Raw genomic sequence first — 6001 nt, 5'->3', positions numbered from 1 at the left:
GGCGGCGCGAGGGTGACGTCCAGGAGGCCGTCCGAGCTGACAGCGCGGCCCTCGCGTCCGTTGGCGGTGGCGACGGCGGTGTACAGAGCGTTCATGAGTGCGATGCCTCGTCTCGTTGGATCCGTGGGTCGTCGGTCCTGAACTCCGACAAGCAATATAAGAGCACACAATTCAGTTGCGCACAACTCAATAGTAGACTTGCCTGCATGACCGCGACCCCGCCGCCGACCGACGCCGAGCAGCTGCTCCGCCTGGAGCACCAGGTCTGCTTCGCCCTGCACAACGCGAGCCGCGCCTTCGGCGCGATCTACCGCGACGCGCTCAAGGATCTGGGCCTCACCTATCCCCAGTACCTGGCGATGCTGGCCCTGTGGGAGCACGGCGAGCTCAGCGTCAAGCGCCTCGGCGAACTGCTCCGCCTCGACTCGGGCACGCTGTCGCCGCTGCTGAAGCGCCTGGAGTCCGCAGGTCTGGTCCGGCGCGAGCGCAGCGCGCAGGACGAGCGCTCGGTTCTGGTCAGCGCCACCGCCGCCGGGGCGGCGCTGCGCGAGCAGGCCACGCAGGTGCCGCTGGAGGTCGCCCACAGGACCGGCTTCGCCGTCGAGGAGATGCGGGAACTGCGCGGTCTGCTGGGCCGGCTGACCGACCGGCTGGACGCGGCGGCGGGCGTGCCGGGCGCGGCGCAGGAATGCTGATCGCGGAGGCGGCCCGCGCCATGACACACTGTCATCGCACCTCACACCCGATGGAGGCACCCATGGCGGACCAAGCCGCGTCCCCCGAAGGCGAGCCCGGCCAGCCGGCCGACGCCGAACACAGCGGCCCCGAGGACGACCTCAAGCGCAAGTTCCGCGAGGCACTGGCCCGTCGGCGCGGCCCCCAGTCCGAGGCCGGCTCCGGCAGAGGGACGGACCCGTCCAAGATCCACGGCACGCACGGCAAGTCCGGCGGCCAGCGCAGCTTCCGCCGCAAGAGCGGCTGATCAGGCACACGAGAAAGTTGCAGCACGTCAGGGGCGCGGGGCTCTGCTGATCTGCGGCTCCGCCGCGTGGGCGGGAGAAACCACCCGGTGCGGATGGCCCTGCGTTTTGAGGACCGTCCGCACGTCAGAGTGGCTTGTCGCGCCCACGCGGCAGAGCCGCACATCGGCACGGCCCCGCACCCCTGATGATGCAACTGGCTGAGTCGCCTAGGAGTCGAAGTCGAGGACGACCCGCTCCGTCACCGGTTCGGACTGGCAGGTGAGGACGTAGCCAGCGGCGAGTTCGGCGTCCTCGAGGGCGAAGTTGCGGCGCATGCGGACCTCGCCGCCGCAGACGAGGGCGCGGCAGGTGCCGCAGACGCCGCCCTTGCAGGCGAAGGGGAGGTCCGGGCGGGCGCGCTGTGCCGCGTCGAGGACGGTGGTGCCGGTCAGCGGCATGGTGAGGGTGGTGACGCGGCCGTCGAGCGTCAGCTCGACCGCCGCGCTGGGGCCCTCGACGGACGCGTCCGCGTGCGTCACGGGCGCCGGCGGCTCCTCGTCCTCGGCGTAGAACAGCTCGCGGTGCACCCGATCGGCGGGGACCTCGAACGAGGCCAGCACGGAACGCGCGTCCTCCGTCATGCCCAGCGGGCCGCAGAGCCACCAGTGGTCCACGTCCGGGACGTCGACCAGCCCGCTCAGCACCGCGCGCAGATGCTCCGCGTCCAGGCGGCAGCTCAGCAGCTCGCTCTCGCGCGGCTCGCGGGAGAGCACGTGGACGAGGTGGAGGCGGTCCGGGTAGCGGTCCTTCAGGTCCGCCAGCTCGTCGACGAACATGACGGAGTCGCTGCGGCGGTTGCCGTACAGCAGGGTCACCCGCGCCTTGGGGTCGGCCAGCGCCGTCGCCGCGATGGAGAGCAGCGGGGTGATGCCCGAGCCCGCGCCGATCAGCGCGTGGTGCGCAGGGGCAGAGAGGTCCGGCACGAAGGTGCCCAGCGGCGGGAGGGTCTCCACGACGTCGCCGGGCCGCAGGTCGCGGACGAGCCAGGAGGAGAAGAGGCCGTCGGGGACCTCGCGGACGCCGATCCGCAGCGGGCCGCCCTCCGGGGCGCACAGCGAGTACGAGCGGCGCTCGTCGCGGCCGTCGACCACCCGGCGCAGCGTCAGGGACTGGCCGGCCCGGAAGGCGTAGCGCTCCGCGAGCTCGTCCGGGACCGCGAAGGTGATCGCCGCGGCGTCGTCGCACAGCGGCTCGACGGAGGCCACCGTCAGCGGATGGAAGCTGGTGCGCAGCACTAGATCTCCTTGACCTGCTCGAAGGGTTCACGGCAGGCGCGACAGCGGCGCAGCGCCTTGCAGGCGGTGGCGCCGAAGCGGCTGGTCTCCTCGGTGTCCGCGGAGCCGCAGTGCGGGCAGTGGACGACCGCGGCCCGGGTGGGCCCGAGCGTGAGCGGGACGGGGCCGCCCGCACGCTTCGGTGCGGCGCCGGGCGGGGCGATGCCGGCCTCGGCGAGCTTGCGGCGGCCCTCGGCGGTGATGTCGTCCGTGCTCCACGCCGGGCTGAGCTGCGTCTCGACGCGGACGTGCCCGTCGGCGAAGCCGGCGGCCCGCAGCGCGGTGGCGACGTCGGCGCGCATCTCCGCGAGCGCCGGGCAGCCGGTGTAGGTGGGGGTGAGCACCGCCGTGACGCCGTCCTCGTCCACCCGCACCTCGCGCAGCACGCCGAGGTCGGCGAGGGTCAGCATCGGCAGCTCGGGGTCGCGCACGGCGGCCGCCGCGGAGCGGGCCGCGTTCAGCCGTGTGGGGATCGGGGTCACGGAGCTCACCACGTCGCCTCCGGGTCCGCGCGGGCGACGCTCTGCAACTCCGCGAGCAGCTCCGCGAGGTGCTCGGTGTGCTGGCCGTCTCGGCCGCGTCCCATCGAGACGGGCGTCTCGGCCGGGGCCTCCAGCCGGGCGGCGTCCAGCACCTGGGCGAGCACGGCCTCGACCTCCTCGCGCGTCTCCGGGGCCGCCGCGTACAGCTCGGCCCGGTAGGGCCACAGCTCGGCGAGCGCCTCGCGCATCCGGCGGGCGGACTCCTCCGTGCCGTCGCCGAGGCGGATCGCCCACTGCGCGGCGTGGTCACGGTGATAGGTCAGCTCGCTGACGCCCTTGCGGGCGACGGCGGCGAGGACCGGGTCCGGGTGCTCGGCCAGCCGGGTCAGCTCGGCGAGCCGCCAGGTGGACAGCAGCAGCAGCTTGACCATGCTGTGCGCGAAGTCGCCGTTGGGGAGCTCGGCGAGGATGACGTTGCGGAACTCCGCCGGGTCGCGGAAGTAGGCGAGCGCGTCCTCGTCGCGGCCGGCGCCCTCCGTCTGCCCGGCGCGGGCGTAGAGCAGGCGCGCCTGGCCGAGCAGGTCGAGGCCGATGTTGGCGAGCGCGACCTCCTCCTCCAACTCCGGCGCCAGCGTGATCCACTGGGCCAGCCGCTGGGCCGCGACGAGCGCGTCGTCGGCCAGCGCGAGGCAGAGCGCGACGTGCGCCTCCGCCTCGACGCCCGCGGGCAGGGTCGTGTCGACGCCGTGCAGCGGGTCCTCGAAGCCGGTGCCGAAGGCCCAACGCGCGTCGTCGCCGTGCCCCTCGGCGAGCGAGAGGTAGACGTGGTCGTCGTCGCTGCTCATGGAAGTACCGGCTCCTACTAGATGTGCGGGACGTCGTCGGGGATGGCGTAGAAGGTCGGGTGGCGGTAGACCTTGTCGCCGCTCGGGGAGAAGAACGGGTCCTTCTCGTCCGGCGTGGAGGCGGTGATCGCGTCGGAGCGGACCACCCAGATGCTGACGCCCTCGTTGCGACGGGTGTACAGGTCACGGGCGTTGGTCAGGGCCATCCGCTCGTCGGGCGCGTGCAGCGAGCCGACGTGCACGTGGTTGAGGCCGCGCTTGCCGCGCACGAACACCTCGTACAGGGGCCAACCCGCGCTGCCGCGCGGCGCTTCGGTGCTCATGCCGCCGTTCCTTCCTCTTCCGCACGTCCATGGTTCTTGGCCGCGTGTGCCGCGGCGGCCTCGCGGACCCAGGCGCCGTCCTCGTGCGCCTTGGTGCGCCGCTCCATCCGCTGCGCGTTGCATGGGCCGTCGCCCTTGATGACCCGCATCAGCTCGGCGAAGTCGGGGGTGCCGAAATCGTGCCGGCCACGCTCCTCGTTCCAGCGCAGCTCCGCGTCGGGCAGCGTGACACCCAGGCGCTCAGCCTGAGGAACCGTCATGTCGACGAAGCGCTGCCGCAGTTCGTCGTTGCTGTGGCGCTTGATCTTCCAGGCCATGGACTGCGCGCTGTTGGGCGAGTCGTCGTCCGGCGGGCCGAACATCATCAGCGACGGCCACCACCAGCGGTCGACGGCGTCCTGCACCTGCGCGCGCTGGGCCTCCGTGCCGCGCATCATGGTCAGCAGCAGCTCGTAGCCCTGGCGCTGGTGGAAGGACTCCTCCTTGCAGATCCGCACCATCGCGCGGGCGTAGGGCCCGAAGCTGGAGCGGCACAGCGGCACCTGGTTGCAGATGGCGGCACCGTCGACGAACCACCCGATGACGCCGACGTCGGCGAAGCTCAGGGTCGGGTAGTTGAAGATCGAGGAGTACTTCTGCCGCCCCGCGAGCAGGCGCTCGGTCAGCTCGGCGCGGTCGATGCCGAGGGTCTCGGCGGCGGAGTAGAGGTAGAGGCCGTGCCCGGCCTCGTCCTGCACCTTGGCGAACAGGATCGCCTTACGGCGCAGGGAGGGGGCCTTGGTGATCCACTCCCCCTCCGGCTGCATGCCGATGATCTCCGAATGCGCGTGCTGGGCGATCTGCCGCACCAGCGTGGCGCGGTAGCCGTCCGGCATCCAGTCGCGCGGCTCGATGCGCTGGTCGTGCGCGATCGTCGCGTCGAAGTGCGCGGAGAGCTCGGGCAGCGCGGTCGCGCCGTCCGACCCGCCCGCGCCGTCGGTAACGGTCATGGCAGCCACCCCTCCGGGTCCGTGGTGTCATCAGACTACCGAACGGTCGGTTGGGGCCACAAGGGCCGCAGACCCACCGGGCCGGAACGACCGGCCACCCTCAGACGCCGCGGGCCGACGCCGGCCGGCGCTGGAGCACGGCGGCGACGTCCTCCACCAGGCGCGGGCAGTCCTCCAGGTCGAGCGGCGAGACGCTGAGCCGCAGGCCCGGAGCCGTGTGCAGGCGGTAGCGCGCGCCCGGGGAGGCGGCCCAGCCGCGCTGCAGCAGGCCGGCCACCGCCGAGGTCTCGTCCGCGACGGGGATCCAGACGTACAGCCCGCTGCGGCCGTGCGCGGCGATGCCGTGGCGGGCCAGGCCCACGAGGAGGGCCTCACGCCGGGCACGGTAGCTTGCGGCGCTCGGGGCCGGGTCGTACGCGGCCCACAGCGCGGCCACCGTGCGCTGCAGAAGATGGCTGACCCAGCCGGCGCCGAGCCGCTGGCGGCCGCGCACGCGGTCGACCGTCTCCCGGTCCCCGGCGAAGACGGCGACCCGCAGATCGGGACCGAGGGACTTCGCCACCGACCGCACCACGGCCCAGTGCCGGACGAGGGAGGTCTCGCTCCCCGGCTCCACGCACAGCGCCGGGTAGGGCTGGTCGACGATCCCGTGCCCGTGGTCGTCCTCGACCAGCAGCACGTCCGGGTGCTCCGCGAGCACCGCTCGCAACTGCGACGCCCGCTCCGCCCCGACCACCGCGCCGGTCGGGTTCTGGGCGCGCACGGTGACGACGACGGCGCGGACGCCTGCGGCCAGCGCCGCGCGCAGGCCGTCCACCGTGGGGCCCTCGTCGTCGACGGGCATCGGCTGGAGCCTGAGACCGAGGGCCGGCAGCAGGTCGAAGAGGCTGCCCCAGCCCGGGTCCTCGACAGCCACGGCGTCGCCCGGCCGTAGCCACGCCTGGAAGATCCGCTCCTGGGCGTCCAGCGCGCCCGAGGCGACGCCGAGGGCGTCTACGGGCACGCCGTCGTCCGCGAGGGACCGGCGGGCCAAGGCGAGCAGGCCCGGATCGAACTCCGGCCCGCC

The 6001-nt window shown here is 73.3% G+C and carries 8 protein-coding genes; 2 read left to right on the top strand and 6 right to left on the bottom strand.

The features are described 5' to 3' along the window. Positions 1-206: 206 nt before the first annotated feature. Both TR48_RS24900 and TR48_RS24895 read left to right on the top strand, forming a co-directional pair. Positions 207-695, top strand: coding sequence for a MarR family winged helix-turn-helix transcriptional regulator (locus tag TR48_RS24900; RefSeq protein ID WP_042371152.1), 489 nt, complete (start codon positions 207-209; stop codon positions 693-695). A 62-nt stretch (positions 696-757) separates the two neighbouring features. Then, positions 758-982, top strand: a complete 225-nt coding sequence (locus TR48_RS24895; protein WP_042371151.1) for a DUF5302 domain-containing protein — start codon at positions 758-760, stop codon at positions 980-982. 207 nt (positions 983-1189) lie between these two features. Here the strand turns inward: TR48_RS24895 and paaE are convergent, their stop codons facing one another. The 6 genes from paaE to TR48_RS24865 form a co-directional block, all read right to left on the bottom strand. Further along, positions 1190-2257: a 1,2-phenylacetyl-CoA epoxidase subunit PaaE gene (gene paaE / locus TR48_RS24890; protein ID WP_042371148.1), complete on the bottom strand. Its 1068-nt coding sequence runs from the start codon at positions 2255-2257 to the stop codon at positions 1190-1192. Further along, entirely contained in the window at positions 2257-2778 is a 522-nt protein-coding gene (gene paaD / locus TR48_RS24885) for a 1,2-phenylacetyl-CoA epoxidase subunit PaaD (protein ID WP_236652315.1), read from the bottom strand. Before paaD ends, paaE begins: the two co-directional genes overlap by 1 nt. Before the next feature lie 5 nt (positions 2779-2783). Beyond that, the gene (gene paaC / locus TR48_RS24880; RefSeq protein WP_042371145.1) at positions 2784-3623 is read right to left on the bottom strand and encodes a 1,2-phenylacetyl-CoA epoxidase subunit PaaC; all 840 of its coding nucleotides are present in this window, start codon (positions 3621-3623) and stop codon (positions 2784-2786) included. Positions 3624-3640: 17 nt separating this feature from the next. Beyond that, positions 3641-3946, bottom strand: a complete 306-nt coding sequence (paaB, locus tag TR48_RS24875; protein ID WP_042371143.1) for a 1,2-phenylacetyl-CoA epoxidase subunit PaaB — start codon at positions 3944-3946, stop codon at positions 3641-3643. Beyond that, a complete protein-coding gene (gene paaA / locus TR48_RS24870) occupies positions 3943-4935 on the bottom strand; it encodes a 1,2-phenylacetyl-CoA epoxidase subunit PaaA (protein WP_042371141.1) in 993 nt (330 codons plus the stop codon). The genes paaB and paaA overlap by 4 nt, the downstream gene beginning before the upstream one ends. Before the next feature lie 100 nt (positions 4936-5035). Beyond that, positions 5036-6001: aminotransferase class I/II-fold pyridoxal phosphate-dependent enzyme (locus TR48_RS24865; RefSeq protein WP_052442979.1), on the bottom strand; the 966-nt coding region annotated here is incomplete at its 5' end.

The organism is Streptacidiphilus neutrinimicus (assembly GCF_000787815.1).
GTDB classification, from domain to species: Bacteria; Actinomycetota; Actinomycetes; order Streptomycetales; family Streptomycetaceae; genus Streptacidiphilus; species Streptacidiphilus neutrinimicus.
This window is presented reverse-complemented; position numbering and strand designations above follow the sequence as displayed.

Bases quoted from the DNA above. Each gene is read 5' to 3' on its own strand.
- paaB (WP_042371143.1), bottom strand. From the start codon at position 3,946: ATGAGCACCGAAGCGCCGCGCGGCAGCGCGGGTTGGCCCCTGTACGAG.
- paaA (WP_042371141.1), bottom strand. From the start codon at position 4,935: ATGACCGTTACCGACGGCGCGGGCGGGTCGGACGGCGCGACCGCGCTG.
- paaC (WP_042371145.1), bottom strand. From the start codon at position 3,623: ATGAGCAGCGACGACGACCACGTCTACCTCTCGCTCGCCGAGGGGCAC.
- TR48_RS24895 (WP_042371151.1), top strand. From the start codon at position 758: ATGGCGGACCAAGCCGCGTCCCCCGAAGGCGAGCCCGGCCAGCCGGCC.
- TR48_RS24900 (WP_042371152.1), top strand. From the start codon at position 207: ATGACCGCGACCCCGCCGCCGACCGACGCCGAGCAGCTGCTCCGCCTG.